A 21,180-nucleotide genomic window follows, 5' to 3' on the forward strand; every position below is an offset into this window, starting at 1 on the left:
GGTTACACTGCACCGAATGACGGCGCGGCTCACCCGATCTGTGACAATCCGATGCTGGCCGATGACAGACAGTCACATGAAGGCGGCGTCAGCCTGCGGCTACTTGCTCGCCGTCTCAAGCGCCGGCTCCGCCGGCGCAATCCACTGAGGTGTTCCAGAGGGGGCCGCGAGGCCGCCTCTGACTATGGATCTCGGAGGGGCCGTAACGTCCCGCCCCCTCCGACTGAGCTACAGCTCCCAGGGGGGCTCGATGTCCATCGCCAGTTCGAGCACCGTCGGCCCGCCCGCTTTGAGCGCCGTCGCCAGGGCCTGAGGCAGCGCGTCCACGCTCGGCAGGCGCTCGCCCCGGGCGCCGAAGGCGCGGGCCAGCGCCGGAAAGTCGGGGTTGGCGAGATCCGCTTCGCCCCAGCGCCCGAACATCTTCTCCTGCAGCCACCGGATCGCTCCGTAGCGGTTGTCGTTCATCACCAGAAACGCGATCGGCAGACGGTATTTTACCGCCGTCGCCAGCTCGTTGACCGAGAACATGAACCCGCCATCGCCGACGATCGCCACCACGGGGCGTCCGGGATTGGCGATCTGAGCGCCGATCGCCGACGGCACGGCGTAGCCGAGGGTGGCCGATCCGATGGGATAGAGAAACGTCCTCGGCGCCAGCACCGGGAAGCGCCACTCCATCCAGTAGTTGAGGCCGGTCTGGTCGTTGGCCACGATCGCCTCGCGGGGCAGCGCGTCGCGCAGCGTCCGGATGAGCCCCGCGATCTCTCGGGTGTAACGGGGGCTGGCGGCCTCGCGTAGCTCACCGAGCCGCGCCCGGTCCCAGGCGCTCCGGCCCCCGCCGGGTCCGAGCGTCTCCAGCAGCCGGGCCAGGCCGTCCTTGGCGTCGCCGACGATCCCGAGCTGGGGCTTGAAGAGCTTGCCGATCACCGTGGCGTCCAGATCGAGGTGGATGAGCGTCTGGTCGGGCGCCAGCGAGAGGTTGAGCAGGAGCCCCTGGGTCGAGCGCGCGGCGAAGCGGCAACCGACGGCCAAGATCACGTCGGCTTGACGGAGCACCGGCTCGCTCGCTTGCTTGTTGGGAAGCACCCCGTGCCAGAGCAGATCGTCCGCGGGAATGGCGCCGCGCCCCATCACCGTAGTGATCACCGGCGCATCCAGCCGGCGGGCCAGCGCCAGGAGCTCCGGTTCGGCGCCCGCGGCGATCACGCCGCCGCCGGCCAGGATCAGCGGACGCTGCGCCCCGGCCAGGCGCCGGGCGGCCTCCGCGATCTCGGCCACGTGGCACGGCGGCCGGCGGCCACTCCGCGTCGCTCTCAGGACGCCCTCGCTCTTCGCGCCGAGGAAGTCGTTCGGAATGGAGATGGCCACCGGTCCGGGCCGCCCGGTCCGCAGAAGGTCGAAGGCGCCGGCGATCGTCGTCGGGATCTCGGCCGCCGACGCGAGCGTCTCGGCCATGCGGCACACGGGTCGGAAGCATTCGATCTGGTTGGGGACCTCGTGGAGCGCGCCGACGTCGCGGCCCACCAGCGCCGAGGCGATGTCGGACATGATGACGAGGACCGGCATCGAAGCCGAGTACGATTCGGCCAGCGGGGTCAGCGTGTTCGTGGCCCCCGGCCCCGTCGTCACCACCACTACACCGACCCGCCCCGACGAGCGGGCGTAGCCATCGGCCATGAAGGCCGCCCCCTGCTCGTGGCGCGCGAGGATGTGGGTGATCTCCGACTGGCGGAGGAGCGCGTCGTAGATCGCCAGGTTGTGGATGCCGGGGATGCCGAAGACGTGACGCACGCCCTCCGCGCGGAGGGCCTCCACCACCCACTCCCCGCCCGTGCGCCCCGTCACAGCATTGCCTTGAAGCCGCGGTCGATTGCGACGTCGACGAGGGTGGGACCGGGATGGGCGAGGCACTCGACCAGGGCGTCGCGCAGCTCGCGCGGCTTTTCGACCCGCTCGGCACGCACGCCGAGCGCCTTGGCGAGCGCGAGGTAGTCGATCTCGGGGTTCACGAGGTCCATCCCGGGATAGATCCCGCGCTTGGCCGACTGCAGGCCGAGGCTCAGCATGCCGGACTTGAGGATCGCGTACGACGCGTTGTTGGGCACGACGTACGTGATCGGGAGACGGTAATGCGCCGCCGTCCACAGCGCCTGGGGCGCGTACATCACCGAGCCGTCGCCGATGGTGGCCACGACCTTCCGGCCCGGGGCGCCGAGCTGGACGCCGATCGCCGCGCCCATGCCCCAGCCGAGCGTGCCCGTCTTCGAACCGAAGAAGGAGCCAGGCCGCCTGGCCGGCAGATAGCGCAGGACGAAGGGCAGCGACGTCGCCGACTCGTCCACGACGACTACGTCGTCGGGGACGACGGAGGCCAGCGTGTGCATCAGGTAGGCCTGCGAGATCGGGATGCGGTCGGCCTCCGCCTCCGCCGCCGCTCGCATCCGGGCCGCCGCTTCCGCTCGCGCCGCACCGATCTGCTGCGCGCGCGCGGCCGCGGCGGCGCGGTCGGCCTCGCTCATCAGCTCGGCCAGTGCCGCCGTCAGCGCTGCCAGCGTGCCCTTGGGGTCGGCGACGATGCCCAGCGTCACAGGGTAGCTCCGCCCGATCTCCCACGGATCGTCGTCGATCTGCACCACCGGCAGCCCGCGCGGGAAGGGCTCACCCGGCGCGTGGAGGAACCACGTGAAGACGTTTGCTCCGATGACGAGGAGCGCGTCGCAGTCCTCCAGCGCCTTCCTGACGCCGCTCGGCGCCGGGAAGAGCCCGCCCCGCCACAGCGGGTGATCGCTCGGGAAGTTGGTGCGTCGATACACGGGCTCGCCGTGGACGCGAGCGCCCAGGCGCTCGGCCAGCGCGACCACCTCGGGGACCGCCTGGGCGCGGGCGACACCGTCGCCGGCGATGACAAGGGGCGCGCCGGCGGCACGGAGCAGCTCGGCGGCGCGGGCGATCGCCGACGGCTCGGGCAGGCTCCGCGCGGCGACCGGACCGGGCCCCCGTCCCGCATCGTCCACGACGGCGCCCATGAGATCCATCGGCAGCGAGAGGAAGACCGGGCCCGTGGGCGGCGTCGTGGCGACCGTGAGCGCCCGGCGCAGCGCGACGGGCGCTTCCTCCGGACGCCGGACCTCGTACGACCATTTCGTGAACTGCTCGGTCATCTGGACGAGATCCGCCGCCAGGATCGGCTCGTCGAGCAGGAACCGAGTGTCCTGCTGGCCGGCCGTCAGCAGCACGGGTGACTTCGCCCGCGCCGCGTTGTGGAGGATCGACAGACCATTGGCCACGCCCGGCGCCACGTGGACGTTGACCGCGCCCACCTGCCCGGAGGCCTGAGCGTAGCCATCGGCCGCCGCCACCGCCACGGCCTCCTGCAGGCCCACCACGTACTCGAGGCCGGAGTCCGGGAGCGCGTCGAGAAAGGGCAGCTCGGTCGTGCCGGGATTCCCGAAGAGGTAGCGCACGCCGGCGGATTTCAAGATCTCCAGGAGGACCTCGGCGACCGTCATGGCGCGAGGATACTACCGGAACAGCAGGTCGACCAGGACGAGCGACATCGGCGGGAAGTAGGTGACGACGAGCGTCACGAGGGCCAGGACGACCGTGAACGCCCAACCGGCCTTGAAGACCTCCCAGAACGGCAGCCCGGCGATGGCGGAGGTGGTGAAGAGCACCGTAGCCACCGGCGGCGTCTGCTGGCCGACCCCGAGGTTGATGGTGATGATGATCCCGAAGTGGATCGGGTCGATCCCGAGCTGGCGGACGAGCGGCATGACGATCGGCACGATGAGGATGATCGCCGCCGCCGAGTGCAGGAACATCCCCGTCACGAAGAAGAAGATGTTCAGGAAGAAGAGCACCAGGTACTTGTTGGTGGTGGTCTCGAGGATGGCGCGGGCGAACTTCTGAGGGATCTGCTCGTTGGTGAGGTACCAGCCCAGCACCGCCGAGCAGGCGACGATCATCATGACCACCGCCGTCTGCGAGACCGACTCCCTCAGGATGGATACCAGATTTCCCCGGCCGAGCTCGCGGTAGATGAAGAGGCCGATCGCCAGCGCGGCCACCGCCGCCAGTGCCGCCACCTCCGTGGCCGTGGCGATCCCGGCGAAGATGCCGCCGAAGATGACGACGGGGATGATCAACGCCCAGAAGGCATCGCGGGTGGCGCGACCCACGCGCACGATCGAGAAGGACTGCTCGCGGGGCAGGTCGAGCTTGCGGGCGTAGTAGTAGCAGAGCGCCATCATGGCGCCGCCCGCGAAGAAGCCCGGCAGGAAGCCGGCGAAGAACATCTTGCCGACCGAGACCTCGGCCATCCACGCGTAGATGATCATCGGGATCGAGGGCGGGATGAGGATCGCCGCCGAGGCCGCGTTCGACACGATCGCGGCCGACAGCGCCCGGGGGTACCCGCGCCTGGCCATGGCCGGGATGACCACCTTGCCGATGGCGGCGGCGTCGGCCACGGAAGAGCCCGAGATCTCCGACTGGATCATGGTGGCCACCACCGTGGCCATGGCCAGGCCGCCCCGGACGAAGCCGACGACGCTGTGGGCGAGGTTGACCAGCCGGAGCGAGATGCCGCCCGTCTCCATGAGCCCGCCGGCCAGGATGAAGAGCGGGATGGCGAGCAGCGGGAAGCTGGAGGCGCCGGAGAAGAGGGTCAGGGGCACGAGCGTCAGCGGCGCGGCGCCCGTGACCACCAGGAAGAGGATCGTCGTCAGCGCCAGCGCCCAGGCGATGGGAACGCTGAGGAGCGTCAGCGCGACGACGATGGCGAGGAGCAGCCACTCCATGGCGACTACTCGCTGCTCACCACGACCGGAGCGCGGGCCTCGGGCGGCGCCAGCCGCTGGTCGCCCCGCAGGAGGAGGCCGAGGCGGACGAGGCTCACCAGGAGCATGAGGCCGCCGCTGATCGGCAGCACACTGTAGATCCAGCCCATCCGGACCACCTCGATGGACACCGCGGTCTCGTGACCCACCGCCCGGACCAGGGCGATGCCGTACACCAGCAGCACTCCCTGGAAGACGATGCTCAGCAGCTCGCTGACCACCGCCATCAGGCGGCGGGCGCGCGCCCCCATCCGCTCGGCCAGAGTCTCGAAGCTGATGTGGCGGCCGCGGTAGGTCGCCACCACGGCGCCGTAGAAGGAGAGCCACACCAGGAGGTACGACGCGAACTCGTCGTACCAGGACAGCGAGGCGTCGACGACGTAACGGAAGAAGACGCCGACGGTCACCAGAGCCACCATGGCCACCAGCAGGGCCATGGCCCACCACTCGACGACCCCGATCAGCCGCGCGAGCAGGCGTCTCAGGGGCTAGCGCAGGGACTGGATGAGCTTGATCAGGTCACTGCCCCCAGCGACCTCCGTGCCGAATTCCTGGTAGATCGGCGCCGAGGCCTTGATGAAGGCCTCCTTGTCCGCCTCGTTGACCTTGATCTTGCCGGCGGCCGTCATCTTCTCGAGCAGCTCCCGGTCCAGGCGCTCGCCGGTGGTCCGGGCGTAGTCCCCCATCTCGGCACTGATGGCCTCGATCACCTGGCGCTGGTCCGGCGGCAGCTTCTGCCAGAAGCTCTCGCTGACCAGGATGTAGGCCGGCGAGTAGACGTGCCCGGTCATGGAGATGTGCTTCTGGACCTCGTGAAACTTGCCCGACCAGATCTGGGCCAGCGGGTTCTCCTGCCCGTCCATCACGCCCTGCTGGAGCGCGGAGTAAACCTCGGCGAACGCCATCGGCGAGGGGTTGGCGCCGTAGGCCTTGAACATCTTGACGCGCCACACGCCGCTCGGCACCCGGAGCTTGACGCCCTTGAGGTCCTCGGGCTTCACGATGGGCCGGACGTTGTTGGTGATGTGACGGAAGCCGTTCTCCCACACGCCGATCACGCGGACGCCCTGCTTGGGCAGCGGGTCGAAGAGCGCCTTCGTGACCTCCCGGTGCTCGGCCACCTTCTTCATGTGAGCCCGGCTCACGATGATGTAGGGCATCTCGAAGACGCCGTACTTCTGCTCCACCGTGCTCATGATCGTGGAGGGGATGAACATCTCCGGCGCGCCCACCTTGATGCCCTTGATCATCTGCTCGTCGGTGCCGAGCTGGCTGGAGTGGAAGACGCGCATCTCGACCTTGCCCTTGAGGGCCTCGTTGACCTTTTTCGCGTACTCCGCGGCGACGATGTCGAACAGCGAGCCGGGAAACCCGACGTGCCCGAGCCGGATCACCTGCTGGGCCGCCGCCCGGTCGGGAAGAGCCAGCGGCAGGAGCAGGACGGCGGTGAAGACAGCGACGATGAGACGTGCCATGCGATCAAGCCCCCCGGGTCCGCGCCTGCTCGAAGAGCTTCTCGGCACGGACCGTGTTGAAGACGCCGCAGACGCAGAACCGCGCCATGTAGCGGGCGGCCTGCGCGGGCGTGCGTCGCCCCTCCTTGACCCAGTCGACCATCTTCTTGACGAAGGTGTGGGAGACCATGCCGTGGCCGCACATGGTGCTGATCTCCAGCACCGCCCGGTCGGGCAGCCGCTCGACGCGGCCCTGGAATCCCAGGGAGTACTCGAGGCTGTGGCGCGTGAGGCCGCTGGCCTTGCAGCAGCGGGCGGCGGCGTCGATCGGCGCCGAGATGTTCACCGACAGACCGAGATCGGCCTGGACCACGTCCTCGACGAAGGCCTCCATGTCCTCCCAGCGGCTGAACACGGCCGCCACCACCGTGTGGCCCTCGATGTCCTCGATGAGGCGCTCGGGGTCCGGCCGGTCGTCCCGCTTCCAGTGGGCCAACGGGTTGAGCGCCGGCTGGGGCCGGTAGATCCCACCCTTGGTGGCATCGCCCACGTTCACCGGATTGTGCGCGAGCGCGAGCCGGGCGAAGGTCCGGTACTTGTCCACCAGCCCGTCGTCGTTGACGCCCCGGGTGGCCATGGCGAAGACGATGAAGTCGTCCTCGACGGGAGCGGGGTTCGGCTTCGGCTCGAAGGCGTAGTGCTCGCTGAAGCGATGCAGCGTGTTGGTCATCGTCAGACTCCAGTTCGGAGGCTCGCCTGGGGCGCGGGGGCCCCGGGCCGTCCTGCGGCTCGCACGATCGGATTCATAGGCTCGCCTCGGACGGGCGGGGCCCAGCCCACCGGCGTCCTGCGGCTCGCACGATCGGATTCATAGGCTCGCCTCGGACGGGCGGGGCCCAGCCCACCGGCGTCCTGCGGCTCGCACATCCACCGTGGCGTGACCCAGCCCGAGATTGGTCTTGCCGCGGTACGCCGGGTAGCCCTCGGCCTCGAGCAGCGCGCGGAGCCGGTCCTGGCCCTGCTCGTCGCACCTCGTCGACACCCCCACCGCGACCACCGTCTCGAGGCGCCGCGACACCCCGCGGATGGTGCGGAGCACCGTGGGCACCTGCTCCAGGCCGGTCTTGAGCTCGACGATGGCCGACAGCACCTTTTCCCCCAGGATGTCCTCCCGGATCAGGCCCCGGACCTGATCGGTCATCAGTGACGTCACCGGGTTCTTCTTCTCGAACTCGACGCCGAGCGCGGCGAGCGCCTGCGTCATCTCCTGGATCTCCCGGAACCAGGCCCCGAGGCCTGGCCGCCCGAACTCGATGACGAACCCCGCCTCGCCCTCCTTCACCCGCCCCGTCACGTCGTTGGTCTTGACCTCGGCGGTGCCGCGCCCGTGGATACCGGTGGACTCGTGCGGCACCTGGGGATCGGAGAAGGCCCGCCGTACGATGCGCGGCCAGGTGAGGGCTTGCGGCGTCAACGCGTCGGTGGGGCAGATGTCGGGCTCGGGATCGAAGCGGAAGCGGAGCCCCTTGGCCACCCGCCGGATGCCCCGGACCATCGGGGGAAAGAGATGCTCCTTCGACATGCCCCGATAGCAGGCGTGGCACTCGACGCATTCGGCCTGATTCACCCGCGCCCGGCCAATCGCCGGATCGATATAGATGGCGCCGACGGGGCAGACCGGGATGCAGTTGCCGCAGGCGACGCACTTGTACTCGTCGATCCTCATGCCCGTGCTCCCTCCGCGCCGGTACACTACCGACCGCGGGTCTGACCTGTCAACTTTCGCGCGAGCCTCAGGGCGGCGGCGTGGGGGTCGGGCGGCCGGAGCGGAGATACTTCGCGTCGATCGCGGCGCGGGCCGCCGCGCGCGACTGACCCTCCGCCCGGAGCCGCATCACGTCACGCGTGATGTCCATGCAGAGGCTTCACGTCGCGGCGTGGCTGGTGAAGGTGACGCGCTCGGCGGTCTCCGCCTTGATGTAGCAGGCGCGGTTGGAGGTGTGGCCCAGCTCCGCGCACCCGCACGTGCAGGGCACCGAGGCCGCCCAGTCGCCCTCGGTGGCCGCGAAGCGGTAGAGCTCCGCCACCTCGGGCTTCGCGGCGAAGACGGGCAGCCGCCCCCGCGGGACCGCCTGCACCCGATCGCCGATGCTGTCGATGGTCACCGGGCCTGCACCCTCGCCGCGCAGCCACCAGGCCCCGGCGGCGAGGGCGAGCCCCGCCGCCAGGAGTCCCACCACGACGGTCCTCCCCGTCACGCGGGTCGCCTCAGGGGGACTTCGCGGCCGCCTAGGCGCAGGGTCCCCTCGTCCGTCCGCTCGTCATAGTTCGCCAGCGCCAGCAGCTGGAACGCCGCGGCCCGGCTGAAGCGCGCCTCGAAGCCGGCGCCCTTGGCGGCGCAGTAGGGGACGTTGCCGGCGCCGAGCCTGATCGTCGCCGGATCGACGTCGGTCTCGGTGCCGTCGTTGAGGACGGCGTGCAGCCGCTCGCCGCTCAGCTCGACCCGCGCGACGACCCAGGGAACGTCGTCCACCTCCACCGGGATCCGCACCCGGGTCTGGATGAAGTAGCCCTGGGGGTCTCGCCGGAGGGTCGCGCGCAGGTTCGCCAGGACTCCCGGATGCGTGACCTCGACGCCGTCGTCGAGCCAATCGCCGTCGACGTCGATGCGGAGCCGGGGGAGCTTCCTCTCGCTTTCGGGCGTGGCCATCAGAACACCACGCTGGCGTAGCTGACGACGCCGCGAGGATCCGGCCACTGGCCATAGTGCCGCAGGGCCCCCGCGCCGCCGCCGAGCGCGCGCAAGAGGGCGTAGATCGGGGAGAGCCCGCAGATCCTCCGCCGGTCGTTGTCGCTCGCGACCGAGTCGAAGAAGGCGCCGGCATCGCCGCTCTCCACCGCCCCCAGCATGGCGCGGTCCTCCCGCTCGATGCGGCCGAGCTCGCTCGGCGAGACCGGCTGGGGGTCGCCGAAGCGCGGCCCCACGTGGGCCAGGTCGGCTCCGGCGATGAGCGCCACGCGGCGTCCGCTGGCCGCGATCGTCTCACCCAGCGCCTCGAGAAATCTGGGAACGCGTGGATCGTCTTCGACGCGGCGGCGCTCGGCCAGCGCCTCGTGGGCGAAGCTGGCGAGGACGGGGACGATCGCGATGTCCCGCCGCCCGGCGGAGAGGTAGCGGAGGAAGACCGCCTGGAACTCGATCGAGTGCTCCACGCGGTGCGCCGCCTCGGAGGCGAAGCAGTCCTGGCCCGCGCGCGCGGCGAGCCGCTCGACGAAGTCACGATCGACGGGGGCCGGCCCGAACGGCGTGTCGTAGTCCTTCCGCGTGAGCGCGAACGGGTCGGGCATCCCGGCGTGACAGGTGCCGAAGATGACGAAGAGGTCGGCGTCGCTCCGCTCGGCCAGGTCGCGGTAGGCCCACGCGTACGCGGGCCCGCCGCGGTGGTAGTCGATGTGGGGCGCGATCACAGCTCGGAGCCCGTCGGCACGCGCGGCCGTGCGGTCGATCGCGCCGGGCCCGCCGGAGGTCGTGAAGAAGGCGTCCATCGCCCGGCGAAGCTCCTCCGGATCCGCGGGGTAGGCGCTGTCGGCGTGGGCCGCCGGCCGGACCGCGGCCGCGAGAAACGCCCCGTCGATCGCCCCCCGCCGGGCCGCGAACCGCACGCTCTCCATGAACCCGTGCTCGTCCAGCGCCGCGATGACCTCCTCGATGCCAGTTCGCGGCACGATCTCTCCATGGCGCCGGGCCAGCTCCGCCTGGATATCGAGGATCGAGTGCTGGCCATCGAAGAGCGCCAGCACCTCCAGCAGCGGTAGCGGCAGGAGCAAGACCGAAGCCGTGTAGCCGGCCGGGTCGCGGAGCGCGACGAGCCGCTCTCCCTCGTGCTCGACGGGGGAGACCTCGATGGATCGGAGCCGGGGTGCGTCCGCGCTCATATATTGAGGAAGTTCAAAGCGGACGCAGTATAAATCCTTGCCGCATCGACCAAGTCCGATATCTCGACGCACTCGTTCACCTGGTGCGCGATGAGCCGGTTCCCGGGGCCGCACGTCACGATCGGGATACCCCGCCTCATGCGAAGAATCGTGCCGTCGGTGGAGCCCGGCACGCCGCCCAGGACCGGGCGGCGTCCCGTCGCCTGGCGGACGGCCGTCATCATGGCGCGCACCAGAGGCTCGCGCCGGTCCACCGTAGTCGGCAGGCGGAAGCCGTCGAGGGCCCGCCACTCGACGCTGAGGCCGGGGACACTCGCCGCGGCGGCGCGACAGGCGCGCTCGATCTCGGCCGAGACCACGGCCTCGTCCGGCCCAGGCGTGAGACGGATGTCCAGCGTCGCCTGAGCCGCCGACGGGATGACGTTCGACTGGGGCGCGCCGTGAACGGGCGCCTGCACCACCGTCGCCGTGACGGTGGGCGGACGGAGATAGCGGCTGCGCCGGCACAGTCGACGCAGCCGGCGCTCGAGGCGGGGTGCCTGGTGGAGTAGCGCCGCCAGCCCCGCGATCGGATTCACGCCCGCCTCCGGCATGGCGCCGTGGGCCATGCGGCCGCGGATCAGGACCCGGGCCCACACCACGCCGCGCTGTTCCAGGCACAGCTGGTTCTGCTCGGGCTCGCAGATGATGGCGGCGTCCAGCTCCTGGCCGATCGGCGTCGCACAGAGGTGCTTGACGCCCAGCATGTCCCCTTCCTCGTCGACCAGCGCGCCGACTACGAGACGGCCACCCAGCGGCACGCCGCTCCGCTTGATCGCCGCGGCCGCGATCATCGCCGCGGCCAGGCCACCCTTCATGTCGGCGGCGCCGCGCCCCCAGATGCGACCGTCGGCAAGCTCGCCGCTGAAGGGCGGGTAGCGCCACTCGGTCGGATCGCCCTCGGTGACGACGTCGGTGTGCCCCTCCAGCAGCAGGCTCCGTCCCTCGCCCTTGTCGCCCAGCCAGGCGACGACGTTGGGCCGACCCGGGGCGACCGGCTGGATCTCGACGTTCAGGCTTTCCTTGACGAACCAGCGCTCGATGTACTGGGCGACGGCCACCTCGGTGGTGTGAGGGTCATCGGGACGGACCACGCTCGGAATACGGACGAGGTCGCGCGTCAGCGCGACCAACTCCGCTTCGTCGATGTGGGCGAGCGCCCCTTCGATGCGAGGTCCGACCGCCACTCGGGCAGACTACTCGTGCGGGAAGGACAGGATCACCGCGTCCAGGCGGATGACGCGGTACTCTTCGCCGGCCACGTAGAAGTAGTGGCCCTCGACCTCCTCGGCGCTCTCCTCGAAGGCGACGATCGTCTTGAGACCCGGCATCTCCCGGAACGCGTTGGCGCCCTCGTCGAAGCCATCCCCCCGCGCCACGACCTCTCCGTAGCGGATCGGCGAGCCCTTCGGGCAGTGCACGCGGACGTCGGCGGGGCCTTCGGGCAAGAGCCGGACCAGGAGATTGATTCCGTAGACCTGGATGGGGATGTTCGTCATCGATCTCCTCGAACCCTGTCAGGTCTCATTATGATACCACGCGGGCTTGGGGCCGCCGGCGCGACGGGCCTTCGGCGGCGGCGCGCCAGAGATAGGCGGCGAGCAACGCGCCGACGACCACGGCGCTGCCGCCGGCGACGAGCTTTCCGAGCACGAGCGCGCCGATCCCGAAGAGCCCCAGGTACACCACGACACACCCGATCACCCACTGGATCAGACCCGCGCCCAGGCCGCCGTCCGCTCTCGCCTCCGGGACGACCGCCCACCAACCCGGGCCCCCTGGCCGCACCCGCGCATAGAATCGGCGCAGGCGCTCGGGCGACTCCGGCGGGGTGAGGAAGGTCACCAGGAGCCAGACGGCGGTCGTGGCCGCGGTCGTGATGAGCAGAAGGCAGGCGAAGGCCCGCGGATCGTCGGCGCTGAGGCCGAAGGCGAACTGGACGACGAGCGACACGACCAGCGCCGCGGTCATCGCGCTCACCTCCGACCAGGCGTTGACGCGCCACCAGTACCAGCGGAGCAGGTACACGAGCCCGGTGCCGGCGCCGAGCGCCAGCAGGAACTTCCAGGCGCCTTCCACGGAGCCGATGTAGTACGTGACCACGCCCGAGATCGCCATCATCCCCACGGTGGCCACGCGGCCGACCGTTGCGTAGTGCGTCTCCGGGTGCCCCGGTGCCCAGAAGCGGCGGTAGACGTCGTTGACGAGATAGGAGGCGCCCCAGTTGAGCTGGGTGGAGATCGTGGACATGTACGCCGCGAAGAACGCTGCCAGGAGGAAGCCGCGCCAGAAGGGCGGCAGGACATCGACCATCACGCGCACGTATCCCGACTCCGGGTCGGCCAGTCCCGGGTAGAGGACCATCGAGACGAGCGCCACGATGATCCAGGGCCAGGGTCGGAGCGCGTAGTGGGCGATGTTGAACCAGACCGCCGCCAGCAGCGCGTGGCGCTCGTCCTTGGCCGACATGATCCGCTGGGCGACGTACCCGCCCCCGCCCGGCTCGGCGCCGGGGTACCAGGAGGCCCACCAGTTGACGGCGACGTAGACGAAAAACGTCATCGCCGGCATCCAGGCCGAATCGAGATCGGGGACCAGGCGGAGCGGCGCGTCGTCGGGGAAGCGCGCGTGGAGTGCGGCCAGCAGGCCGCTCATCCCGCCTACCGCGCCCAGCGCGAAGAACGCCAGCGCGATGCAGCCGGCCATGGCGAGGGCGAACTGGAAGAAGTCGGTGACGAGGACCCCCCACAGCCCCGCGAGCGCCGAGTAGAGCCCCGTCAGCACGAAGAGCCCGATCGTCGCCTGCCACTTCCCCACGCCGAGGGTGAGGCCGAGGATCTTCGCCATCGCCGCCGTCACCCAGCCGATGATGATGGAGTTGACGGCCAGCGCCAGGTAGCAGGCCCGGAAGCCGCGGAGAAAGGCGGCCGGCCCGCCCGAGTAGCGGATCTCGGCGAACTCGGCGTCGGTCATCACGCCCGCCCGCCGCCAGAGGCGCGCGTAGAAGACCGCCGTCAGCATGCCACTCATGGCCATGGACCACCAGAGCCAGTTGCCGGCGATCCCGTGCTTCACGGTGAGGCCCGTCACCGCCAGCGGCGTGTCGGCGGCGAAGGTCGTCGCGACCATGGACGTCCCGGCCAGCCACCAGGGAATAGCGCGGCCGGAGAGGAAGAACTCCTCCGACGAGGCCCCGGCCCGCCGGCAGTAGACGAGCGCGACCGTCACCGAGAGCGCGAAGTAGGCGACGATCACCGCCCAGTCGACGGCGGTGAGGATCAAGGCGCCAGTTCGGGGGCGTTGAGCTGGCGCGGAAACTCGGGCGCGTTCAACTCCCGGGGCTGCAGGTCCAGGGCTTCGAGGACCGGGATCTCCCCGCCGGTGGCCGCCCCGAGCTCCCGGAACCTCCGCGCCGCCGGCAGCACCCGCGATTCCATCGAGGCGACGGCGCGGTTGAACGCGGCGGTGGCGCGTGCCATGGACCGCCCGACCTCGTCGAAGTGCTCACCCAGAATCCGCAGACGGTCGTAGAGCTGGCGCCCCAGCTCGCTGATCTCCTCGGCGTTGGTCGTGATCTGCTCCTGCCGCCAGCCGAAGGCTATGGCGCGCAGCAGCGCGATGAGCGTCGTGGGCGTGGCGATCACCACTTGCCGGGCCATGCCGTCCTCGATCAGGGAGCCATCGACGTCCGCCGCCGCGGCGACGAAGGCCTCGCCGGGGATGAACATGACCACCAGTTCGGCGGCCTTGCCGAACTCCTCCCAGTAGGCCTTGGCGGCCAGCGCCGTCATGTGCTGGCGCATCTGCTGGGCGTGGCGGGCCAGCGCGGCGGCGCGCTCTTCGGGCGTCTTCGCGGTCACCGTGTCGAGATAGGCGGAGAGCGGAACTTTGGCGTCCACGATGATCTGGCGTCCGGCCGGCAAGTGCACGACCATGTCGGGGCGCAAGCGCCCGTGCTCCCCCTCCACCGTGACCTGCTCGACGTAGTCGCAGTGCGCCGTCATCCCGGCCAGCTCCACCACGCGGTGGAGCGTGATCTCCCCCCACCGCCCGCGCACGTTGGGCGTGCGGAGCGCGGTGACCAGGTTCCCCGTTTCGCGCTGGAGCTCGGCGCTGTGGAGCGTCAGCGTGCGCACCTGCGCCTCCAGGCTGCCGTAGGCCTGCTGGCGGCTGGCCTCGAGCTCGCGGAGCTGCACCTCGTACCGCCCGAGCGCCTCCTGGAGCGGACGCACCAGGTTGTCGAGGGCCTCCTGGCGCCGTCCCAGCTCGGCCTCCAGACGCTCCTTGGCCAGCGCCAGGAACTCCGAGTTGGTCTCCCGAAGGGCGTCGGCGCTCAAGGCCTTGAACACGTCCCCGAGCTGCCCCTGGGCCTGGTCGAGCAGCCGTCGCTGCTCCTCCAGGTTCTGGCGAGCCGCCTCCCACCGCGTTTCCGCCTGGGCCCGCAGCGTCCGCTCGTCCTCGAGCGCATGGCGCAACTCCGATACCTCCAGGTCGTGCTGGGTGAGCTGCTTCCGCAGCTCGTCCCCGAGGGCCTCGGTCGCGGCGAGGCGCGCGCCGAGCACCTCCCGCTCGGCCAGGGCCGCCGCCACGAACTGGCCGCGGGCCACGACCCACGCCAGGCCCGCGCCGATGATCAGCCCCCCCACGATGAGCCCGAGTTCAAGCACGGTGCCCCCTCCAGTGCCGGCACACGCCGCGCAGGCCGCAGGGCCCGCAGACGACGCGATCACGGCGGTCGCGACAGTCGCCCGACATCCGTTTGTGACAGAGCGCGAAGTCGTACTTCACCGGATCCACGGGGTCGATGCGGGCCAGGCGCCGGGTGATCTCCTCGACCATCCGCCAGGTCCGGCTGCGGCGTCGAGTGAGCCCGATGGCGCGGCTCATGTTCTCGACGTGAGTGTCGACGGGGATGAGGAGCCGCGACGGCGAGAGGGAGGTCCAGAGACCGAAGTCGGGTGGCTCGCGCCGGACCACCCAGCGGAGGAACAGGTGCAGGCGCTTGCACGGGCCCCCGGCCGACGGGACCGGAAACAGGTGGCGGTAGCCGCGGGAGAGCCGGCCCCGCGGAAAGACCTCGCGCAGATCGGCGTCGAGGAAGGCGCGGACGAAGCGTTCCAGCGCGGGCCCGATGGGCCCCCGCCCGTCGCCGTCGCCCGCCAGGAAGCACTTTTCGAGGGTGCCGTGGCGGGCGAGCAGGTCTCGGGTGGCGATGCAGAACGCGACGAGGTCACGCGGGCGGTTGAAGCGATAGCGGAAGCCCGCGAACGCGCCGGCGTCGCGGCGAGGTTCGAACCCGGAGACGAAGGCGGCCGGCGACGGGCCCATGGTCGCCAGCACGCCGTCGAGCGCCCGCCCGAACAGCTCCACCCGGCCGTAGGCCAGGCACGCGGTGAGCAGGCTGACGATCTCGCGGTCGCGGGGATCGGCGTAGCGGAGGGGGAACTGAATGGCGTCGCGCCCGACACGCGCGGCGTAGTCGAACTCGCGATAGAGCCGCTCGAGCGACTCGCCCAGGGCGTCGGCTCGTCTCATTCGCCGCTCTGGCGGCATGATATCATGCCGTCGCCGTGAAAATAGTAGCGCGAGCCGCAGGACGGCGGCGGGCTGGGCTCCGCCCGTCTGAGGCGAGCCTATGAACAAGACGCGAGCCGCAGGACGGCGGCGGGCCGCTGGGCGAGCCGCAGGGCGGCCAGGGGCTGGGACCCCTGCGCCCGAGGCGAGCGAAACTGGAAAGCCCCGCCCGTCCGAGGCGAGCCGATGATGAAGACGCGCAACGTCGGTGTCGTCGGCCTCGGCGCCATCGGCCGCGCGGTGTGCCGCGCGCTGGACGCGGGGATTCCAGGCCTCAGGCTCGCCGGCGCGCTGGCCCGCGACCGCGGGCGCGCCGATCGTTTCCTCCACGGGCTCGCCGGGCGCCCGCCCTTCCTGCCCCTCGACGACCTCATCGCCGCCTCCGAGCTCATCGTCGAGGCTTCGACGCAGGCCCATCTGGAGGAGATCGCGCCGAAGGCGCTGGGCGCCGGGCGCGATCTGGTCGTGCTCTCCTGTGGCGGACTCCTCGGACGCGGGGACTGGGTCGCGCTGGCGGAAGCCAACCGCTGTCGGATCTACGTGCCCTCGGCCGCCATCGCCGGTCTCGACGGCGTCAAGGGCGCGCGCGTCGGGACCGTCACCGCGGTGACGATGGAGACGCGCAAGCCCCCGCGGGGGCTGGCCGGGGCGCCGTGGATCGTGCAGAGCAAGATCGACCTGGACGCGATCACGGCCGAGACGCTCATCTTCGAGGGGGCCGCCACCGAGGCCTGCCGGGCCTTCCCGGCGAACGTCAACGTGCTGGCCGCGCTGTCGCTGGCGGGGATCGGCCCTGACAAGACCCGGATCCGCATCTATGCGGTGCCGGGCCTCCAGATGAACGTGCACCGGGTCACGATGGAGGGCGAGTTCGGTCGGCTCGCGGTCGAGATCGAAAACGTCCCGTCGGAGAACCCGCGCACCGGCAAGCTCTCCTACCTCTCCACGATCGCGCTGCTGAGAGACCTCGGGGCTTCGCTGCGCGTCGGGACCTGACGGCCGAGGGCGGGCAGCCGTCCGAGACTCGTAACTTCTGGGTCTTGTGCCACCGCCGTACGAACAGCGTCCGTCGCGTGGTCGAGGACAGCTGCGCGCCCCCGGCCGCCCGGTTTCAGTGCGGCTGGGTGGCCTCCAGGTAGCGCTCGGCCTCGAGCGCGGCCATGCACCCCGTCCCGGCGGCGGTGACGGCCTGGCGATAGACGTAGTCCTGGACGTCGCCGGCGGCGAAGACGCCCAGAACGGAGGTCTGCGTCGTGCCGGGGACGACCTTGATGTAGCCGTTGGGCAGCAGGTCCACCTGGCTCCGGAAGATCTGGGTGTTCGGCTCGTGGCCGATCGCGATGAAGAGCCCGTCCACCGTCCGCTCGGTGAGGTCGCCGGTGGCGAGATTCTTGAGCCGCACGCCCGTGACCTTGCCCCGGCGGACGTCGAAGATGTCATCCAGGGTGCTGTTCCACACGAACGAGATCCTCGGGTTCTTGAAGGCGCGCTCCTGCATGATCTTGGAGGCCCGCAGCGCGTCCCGCCGGTGGACGACCGTGACCGCCCGGCCCAGACGCGAGAGGTAGAGCGCCTCCTCCATCGCGGAATCGCCGCCGCCCACGACCATGATGTCCTGATCCTTGAAGAAGAACCCATCGCAGGTGGCGCAGGTGCTGACCCCGCGCCCCATGAGCTTCATCTCGTTGTCGAGCCCCAGCAGCTTGGCCGAGGCGCCGGTGGCGATGATGACGGTGTGGCTCTCGTACTCCGTCTCCCCCACCCGCACCCGCAAGGGCCGGCGCCCGAAGTCCACCGCGGTCACGTCCTCGGCGATCATCTCGGTGCCGAAGCGCTCGGCCTGCTTGCGGAACGTCTCCATCAGCTCCGGCCCCATGAGGCCGTCGACGAAGCCGGGATAGTTCTCGACCAGCGTGGTGAGCATCAGCTGACCGCCGGACTGCACGCCGGTGAACATGAGCGGCGCCAGGTTGGCCCGGGCGGCATAGATGGCTGCCGTGTAGCCCGCCGGTCCGGAGCCGACGATGATCACCTTGCGCGTCGTCATCGTCCTCGTGCCTCCTTACTCTAAGCTCGCCTCGGACGGCCAGGACTCTCTAGGTTCGCTCGCCTCGGGCGCAGGGTCGCCAGCTCCTGGCCGCCCTGCGGCTCGCCCAGCGGCCCCGGCCGTCCTGCGGCTCGCACGACTCGGTTCATCGGCTCGCCTCGGACGCGGGAGCCCCAGCCCCCGGCCGTCCTGCGGCTCGCACATCCGTCATATTAGATGCGGTCCTCCGCCGCCAGGATACCCCGCAGTTCGGCCAGGTCGCGGATCTCGAACCGGGGCGGCGCCACCTCCGGCGGCAGCGCCAGGCCCTCGCGGTTGAGCCATGCGGCGTGCATGCCAACACGCTGGGCACCCAGCACGTCGATGTCGGCGCGATCGCCGACGAACAGCGCTTCCCCGGGTCCGACCCCGAGCCGCCGCAGGGCCTCATGGTAGATCGCCGGCGCGGGCTTGCGCCAGCCGACGGCATCCGAGACCACGACCGCGGTGAACAGGTCGGCGACGCCGGCCGTCTCGAGGATGCCGAGGGCCGTCGGCGTGTAGTCGAAGTTGGAGACGACGGCCAGGCGGTACCGCCGGGCGAGATCGGCCAGGAGCGGACCGTGGTGGCCGGGGAACTCCGCGACCTTGGAGAGCTCGCGCCGGTGGGTCTCCAGCAGGCTCTGCATCACGGCGCGCGGACAGGCGGTCGCGTCGAGGCCCAGGCAGCGGAAGAGCTCGGAGAAGCGCTCGGAGGCCGGGACCTCGCGGTGATCGATCGCCCGCCGGCGCTCGGCCTCCTGCCAGCTCTCGCTGAGGGCGGCATAGAAGGCGTCGAGCGTCACCTGGGGCGCCAGGGCCTGGAGGAGCGGATGCAGGTGCCCGGCGGTGGAGCGGACCACGCGGCCGTCGAGCTGGATCGCGGGCAGGCGTTCGCGGTCGAAGTTCACCAGCGTGTCGAACAGATCGAAGAGCACTGCGCGGTAGGCCATCGCGCTCAGAGGGGTTTCCGCGCGGCGTAGCCTTCGTCGAGGCCGTGCCAGTAGCGGATCTCGTGCTCGCCGCGCTTCCAACAGAGGTTCACTTCCTGGCCGCGGCGCAGATGGGGGAAGTCGACGAGGCCCAGCTCCAGGTCTTTGGGCACGCCCCCCAGGGCCAGAATCTCGTTGAGCGCCTCCTGGGTCTGCTCGACGAGCCGCTCGAGGCGCTGGCGCTCCGCCCGCCACGCCTCTCGGTCGAGGACGGCGCCGCCCACCAGCATGATGCGCCGCTGCTCGGCATGCATGCGCTCCCGCACGGCGCCGGCCTCCCGGTGCCCCGCCATCACGCGCTCCATGAGCTCCATGAGCGCAGGGATCAGCGCCTCCACCTCGGCGGGTGAGAAGTACCGGTCAGCCAACGAGCGGCGCGTCCACGAAGATGGCGTGCACCTCCTTCGGTCCGTGCACGCCGCGGGTCAGGGTGAGCTCGATGTCAGCCGTGCGGCTGGGCCCCGTGATGAAGTGAATGGCGCCGCCCCGCCACCCTGGCGGCTGGCCTTCATGCCACGATTCCAGGAAGACGCCGACCTGCTGGAGCGACTCGACCAGCGCGGTCCGATCGAAGACCGCGACGTGGTAGGGCGGCAGGAGCGAGGTGGACCGCGGGCGCCCGGCGCCCGACACCAGCACCAGCGTCCCCGTCTCGGCCACCGCCAGGTCGACGCCGGTGAGGCCGAGGTCGGCCTCGGCGACGTGGGCCCGCAGCCTGTTCCGCTCGGCCTCCGGGAGCCCGCCGGGTGGCATGAGGCGGGCCTCGAGATCCTGCGCCATCAGCGGGGCGCTGAGATCGGCGCGGAGCGCCGAGGGGTGCCAGGTGATCACGCGGCGCGCGCCCCGTTCTCGGGCCAGGGTGCCCACGATCTCCGGCACCTCGGTGAGCGACGGCACGCGGTAGAAGATACCGCCGACGCGCTCGAACTCGCGCCTGAAGACCTTCAGGGTCTCCGGCCAGCGCTCGGAGAGCTCGCGGCGGAGGGTCTCGGCGATCCGCTGGGGGTGCGCGGGGCGCTCGGTCACGGACGCGGCGAAGAGACCCGAGGTCTTCCTCATCTCCCCGCGGATCCGGGCGAAGAACTCTTGTCGAGTCATGACTCGCGCTCCAGCTCGGCCCAGCGCTCGGAGAACGTGCGCGCCGCCACCGGCGGCAGATCGCGCGTCCGCGTCCAGCGGCCGAACAGGAGCGGCAGCCGGCGGATGGCGCCATCGCGCAGGAAGGGGCGTTGCAGCAGCCGCGCCAGGCGCGCCGACAGGCGATAGAGCGCTGGCCGGGTGAGCAGGCGGGCCAGGGCCTGGAACGCGATCCGTTCGGCCCAGGGCGCGGTCCTGCTCTGGACGCCGCCCTGGCGCAGCTCGATCAGCATGCGGGGAATGTCGATCCTCACGGGACAGGCATCGGCGCAGGCGCCGCAGAGGGACGAGGCGTGGGCCAGCTCCTTGACCGACCCCTGGCCGTGCAGCATGGCCGTCAACAGAATGCCGATAGGCCCGGGATAGGTGTAGCCGTAGGCGTGGCCGCCGATCTGGCGGTAGACCGGGCAGACGTTCAGGCAGGCGCCGCAGCGGAGGCAGTAGAGCGCCTCCCGCAGCGGCCCGGCCAGCTGCTTGATGCGCCCGTTGTCGAGGAGCACGAGATGGAACTCGTCAGGGCCCTCCAGTTCGCCCGCCCGCCGCGGTCCCTGGATGAGGGTGGTGTAGACGGAGAGCTTCTGCCCCGTCGCGCTCTTGGCCAGGATGGAAAGGAAGATCATCAGATCGGTCATCGAGGGCACGACCTTCTCGACGCCCATCACCGCGATGTGCACGCGGGGCAGCGAGGTCACCATCCGTCCGTTTCCCTCGTTGGTCACCAGCACCACCGTCCCCGTGTCGGCCACCGCGAAGTTGGCCCCGGTGATCCCGACCTCGGCCCGGAGAAACTTGTCGCGCAGCTCGTCGCGCGCGATCCGCGTGAGGACCTCGGGATCGGCGGCGACCTGACGCTTGAGCTCGCGCGAGAACAGCTCGGCTACCTGCCCCTTGGTCTTGTGGATTGCCGGCACGATGATGTGCGAGGGCTTCTCGTGCGCGAGCTGGATGATGTACTCGCCGAGGTCCGTCTCCACCGGCGTGATCCCGGCGTGGGCCAGCGCCTCGTTCAGCTCGATCTCCTCGGTCGCCATCGACTTGGTCTTGACCGCCATCCGCGCGCCCGCCCGCTTGGCGATCCCGAGGATGATGTCCCGCGCCTCCTCGGCCGTGACCGCGTAGTGGGCATGACCGCCCAGCCGCTCCAC

Annotated in this window: 22 protein-coding genes; 1 reads left to right on the forward strand and 21 read right to left on the reverse strand. The window is 70.7% G+C overall.

Annotation, left to right across the window (positions count from 1 at the left end; genetic code table 11):
* Positions 1-228 precede the first annotated feature (228 nt).
* The 16 genes from VGV13_01430 to VGV13_01505 form a co-directional block, all read right to left on the reverse strand.
* Positions 229-1,845 (reverse strand): thiamine pyrophosphate-binding protein, encoded by a 1,617-nt coding sequence (locus VGV13_01430; protein HEV8639745.1) that lies wholly within the window; start codon positions 1,843-1,845, stop codon positions 229-231.
* On the reverse strand, positions 1,842-3,509 hold the full coding sequence (locus tag VGV13_01435; GenBank protein HEV8639746.1) for a thiamine pyrophosphate-dependent enzyme: 1,668 nt from the start codon (positions 3,507-3,509) through the stop codon (positions 1,842-1,844). The genes VGV13_01430 and VGV13_01435 overlap by 4 nt, the downstream gene beginning before the upstream one ends.
* Positions 3,510-3,521: 12 nt before the next feature.
* Entirely contained in the window at positions 3,522-4,799 is a 1,278-nt protein-coding gene (locus VGV13_01440) for a TRAP transporter large permease (protein HEV8639747.1), read from the reverse strand.
* A 5-nt stretch (positions 4,800-4,804) separates the two neighbouring features.
* Positions 4,805-5,275 carry a TRAP transporter small permease gene (locus VGV13_01445; GenBank protein ID HEV8639748.1) on the reverse strand — a complete coding sequence of 157 codons (471 nt, stop codon included), beginning with the start codon at positions 5,273-5,275 and terminating at the stop codon, positions 4,805-4,807.
* Positions 5,276-5,326: 51 nt separating this feature from the next.
* Complete coding sequence (locus VGV13_01450; protein HEV8639749.1) at positions 5,327-6,313, reverse strand: TRAP transporter substrate-binding protein; 987 nt, start codon at positions 6,311-6,313, stop codon at positions 5,327-5,329.
* Positions 6,314-6,317: 4 nt separating this feature from the next.
* Positions 6,318-7,022, reverse strand: coding sequence for a hypothetical protein (locus tag VGV13_01455; GenBank protein ID HEV8639750.1), 705 nt, complete (start codon positions 7,020-7,022; stop codon positions 6,318-6,320).
* Positions 7,023-7,160: 138 nt separating this feature from the next.
* Complete coding sequence (locus tag VGV13_01460) at positions 7,161-8,018, reverse strand: 4Fe-4S binding protein (protein HEV8639751.1); 858 nt, start codon at positions 8,016-8,018, stop codon at positions 7,161-7,163.
* Positions 8,019-8,085: 67 nt separating this feature from the next.
* On the reverse strand, positions 8,086-8,208 hold the full coding sequence (locus VGV13_01465) for a hypothetical protein (protein ID HEV8639752.1): 123 nt from the start codon (positions 8,206-8,208) through the stop codon (positions 8,086-8,088).
* Between the two features lie 9 nt (positions 8,209-8,217).
* Complete coding sequence (locus VGV13_01470; GenBank protein ID HEV8639753.1) at positions 8,218-8,550, reverse strand: PCYCGC motif-containing (lipo)protein; 333 nt, start codon at positions 8,548-8,550, stop codon at positions 8,218-8,220.
* Positions 8,547-9,002, reverse strand: a complete 456-nt coding sequence (locus VGV13_01475; GenBank protein ID HEV8639754.1) for a hypothetical protein — start codon at positions 9,000-9,002, stop codon at positions 8,547-8,549. The genes VGV13_01470 and VGV13_01475 overlap by 4 nt, the downstream gene beginning before the upstream one ends.
* The gene (amrB, locus tag VGV13_01480; protein HEV8639755.1) at positions 9,002-10,228 is read right to left on the reverse strand and encodes an AmmeMemoRadiSam system protein B; all 1,227 of its coding nucleotides are present in this window, start codon (positions 10,226-10,228) and stop codon (positions 9,002-9,004) included. The genes VGV13_01475 and amrB overlap by 1 nt, the downstream gene beginning before the upstream one ends.
* The gene (locus tag VGV13_01485; protein ID HEV8639756.1) at positions 10,225-11,454 is read right to left on the reverse strand and encodes a M20 family metallopeptidase; all 1,230 of its coding nucleotides are present in this window, start codon (positions 11,452-11,454) and stop codon (positions 10,225-10,227) included. The genes amrB and VGV13_01485 overlap by 4 nt, the downstream gene beginning before the upstream one ends.
* Positions 11,455-11,463: 9 nt before the next feature.
* Positions 11,464-11,766: a hypothetical protein gene (locus VGV13_01490; GenBank protein HEV8639757.1), complete on the reverse strand. Its 303-nt coding sequence runs from the start codon at positions 11,764-11,766 to the stop codon at positions 11,464-11,466.
* 28 nt (positions 11,767-11,794) lie between these two features.
* Positions 11,795-13,549 carry a sodium:solute symporter family protein gene (locus VGV13_01495; GenBank protein HEV8639758.1) on the reverse strand — a complete coding sequence of 585 codons (1,755 nt, stop codon included), beginning with the start codon at positions 13,547-13,549 and terminating at the stop codon, positions 11,795-11,797.
* Entirely contained in the window at positions 13,546-14,934 is a 1,389-nt protein-coding gene (rmuC, locus tag VGV13_01500; GenBank protein ID HEV8639759.1) for a DNA recombination protein RmuC, read from the reverse strand. The genes VGV13_01495 and rmuC overlap by 4 nt, the downstream gene beginning before the upstream one ends.
* The gene (locus VGV13_01505; GenBank protein HEV8639760.1) at positions 14,927-15,802 is read right to left on the reverse strand and encodes a TIGR02757 family protein; all 876 of its coding nucleotides are present in this window, start codon (positions 15,800-15,802) and stop codon (positions 14,927-14,929) included. Before VGV13_01505 ends, rmuC begins: the two co-directional genes overlap by 8 nt.
* Before the next feature lie 225 nt (positions 15,803-16,027).
* On the opposite strand from VGV13_01505, the gene VGV13_01510 reads away from it, so the two are divergent.
* A complete protein-coding gene (locus VGV13_01510; GenBank protein HEV8639761.1) occupies positions 16,028-16,837 on the forward strand; it encodes an aspartate dehydrogenase in 810 nt (269 codons plus the stop codon).
* A 115-nt stretch (positions 16,838-16,952) separates the two neighbouring features.
* Here the strand turns inward: VGV13_01510 and trxB are convergent, their stop codons facing one another.
* The 5 genes from trxB to VGV13_01535 all read right to left on the reverse strand — a co-directional run.
* On the reverse strand, positions 16,953-17,888 hold the full coding sequence (gene trxB, locus VGV13_01515; protein ID HEV8639762.1) for a thioredoxin-disulfide reductase: 936 nt from the start codon (positions 17,886-17,888) through the stop codon (positions 16,953-16,955).
* Positions 17,889-18,100: 212 nt separating this feature from the next.
* Entirely contained in the window at positions 18,101-18,859 is a 759-nt protein-coding gene (locus VGV13_01520; GenBank protein HEV8639763.1) for an HAD family hydrolase, read from the reverse strand.
* Positions 18,860-18,864: 5 nt separating this feature from the next.
* Positions 18,865-19,266 carry a DUF2203 domain-containing protein gene (locus tag VGV13_01525; protein ID HEV8639764.1) on the reverse strand — a complete coding sequence of 134 codons (402 nt, stop codon included), beginning with the start codon at positions 19,264-19,266 and terminating at the stop codon, positions 18,865-18,867.
* The gene (locus tag VGV13_01530) at positions 19,259-19,996 is read right to left on the reverse strand and encodes a lactate utilization protein (GenBank protein HEV8639765.1); all 738 of its coding nucleotides are present in this window, start codon (positions 19,994-19,996) and stop codon (positions 19,259-19,261) included. The genes VGV13_01525 and VGV13_01530 overlap by 8 nt, the downstream gene beginning before the upstream one ends.
* The coding region (locus tag VGV13_01535) for a LutB/LldF family L-lactate oxidation iron-sulfur protein (GenBank protein HEV8639766.1) at positions 19,993-21,180 on the reverse strand (1,188 nt) is incomplete at its 5' end. The genes VGV13_01535 and VGV13_01530, both read right to left, overlap by 4 nt.

It is taken from the genome of Candidatus Methylomirabilota bacterium (assembly GCA_036001065.1).
Classification (GTDB): Bacteria; Methylomirabilota; Methylomirabilia; order Rokubacteriales; family CSP1-6; genus MNEF01.

Coding starts and splice junctions, on each gene's coding strand:
- VGV13_01505 (HEV8639760.1), bottom strand. CDS start 15,802: ATGAGACGAGCCGACGCCCTGGGCGAGTCGCTCGAGCGGCTCTATCGC.
- VGV13_01460 (HEV8639751.1), bottom strand. CDS start 8,018: ATGAGGATCGACGAGTACAAGTGCGTCGCCTGCGGCAACTGCATCCCG.
- VGV13_01510 (HEV8639761.1), top strand. CDS start 16,028: ATGATGAAGACGCGCAACGTCGGTGTCGTCGGCCTCGGCGCCATCGGC.
- VGV13_01475 (HEV8639754.1), bottom strand. CDS start 9,002: ATGGCCACGCCCGAAAGCGAGAGGAAGCTCCCCCGGCTCCGCATCGAC.
- VGV13_01530 (HEV8639765.1), bottom strand. CDS start 19,996: ATGACTCGACAAGAGTTCTTCGCCCGGATCCGCGGGGAGATGAGGAAG.
- VGV13_01440 (HEV8639747.1), bottom strand. CDS start 4,799: ATGGAGTGGCTGCTCCTCGCCATCGTCGTCGCGCTGACGCTCCTCAGC.
- VGV13_01490 (HEV8639757.1), bottom strand. CDS start 11,766: ATGACGAACATCCCCATCCAGGTCTACGGAATCAATCTCCTGGTCCGG.
- VGV13_01520 (HEV8639763.1), bottom strand. CDS start 18,859: ATGGCCTACCGCGCAGTGCTCTTCGATCTGTTCGACACGCTGGTGAAC.
- trxB (HEV8639762.1), bottom strand. CDS start 17,888: ATGACGACGCGCAAGGTGATCATCGTCGGCTCCGGACCGGCGGGCTAC.
- VGV13_01455 (HEV8639750.1), bottom strand. CDS start 7,022: ATGACCAACACGCTGCATCGCTTCAGCGAGCACTACGCCTTCGAGCCG.
- VGV13_01465 (HEV8639752.1), bottom strand. CDS start 8,208: ATGGACATCACGCGTGACGTGATGCGGCTCCGGGCGGAGGGTCAGTCG.
- VGV13_01450 (HEV8639749.1), bottom strand. CDS start 6,313: ATGGCACGTCTCATCGTCGCTGTCTTCACCGCCGTCCTGCTCCTGCCG.
- VGV13_01435 (HEV8639746.1), bottom strand. CDS start 3,509: ATGACGGTCGCCGAGGTCCTCCTGGAGATCTTGAAATCCGCCGGCGTG.
- VGV13_01445 (HEV8639748.1), bottom strand. CDS start 5,275: ATGGCCCTGCTGGTGGCCATGGTGGCTCTGGTGACCGTCGGCGTCTTC.
- amrB (HEV8639755.1), bottom strand. CDS start 10,228: ATGAGCGCGGACGCACCCCGGCTCCGATCCATCGAGGTCTCCCCCGTC.